A 335-nucleotide genomic window follows, 5' to 3' on the forward strand; every position below is an offset into this window, starting at 1 on the left:
GGTCCATTTTCAGCCGTCGTTGACAGAGGCTTCGACGAGACGTTCGATGCCTTCGAGCCGCGGGCCACCAGCCGGCCGCCAGGGTCTCGGTCGGCGGCACCTGCGCGACTGCTGGGGCGACGGCGGCGACCGCTGGGGCGACGCGTTGGGCTTCAGTGCGCCCCCTTTCGTTGGTGACGGCTGCCGCCGCCGTGCCGGTTGTGATGGTGAGGCCGAGGATCGTTGCCATGACGTCTGTGCCCTTGCGCCCGAATCGGCGCATGAACTTCCTGTGGGTGTGTCCGATTGCGATGCCCGCGGCAGATGTGTTAACCGGCTCATCCGATTCCAGGGTG

Annotated in this window: 1 protein-coding gene; it reads right to left on the reverse strand. The window is 67.2% G+C overall.

From position 1 onward, the window contains the following. The coding region (locus N866_RS22300; protein ID WP_216699517.1) for a hypothetical protein at positions 1–229 on the reverse strand (229 nt) is incomplete at its 3' end. Positions 230–335: the final 106 nt, after the last annotated feature.

The organism is Actinotalea ferrariae CF5-4 (assembly GCF_000603945.1).
In the GTDB taxonomy this organism is placed as follows: domain Bacteria; phylum Actinomycetota; class Actinomycetes; order Actinomycetales; family Cellulomonadaceae; genus Actinotalea; species Actinotalea ferrariae.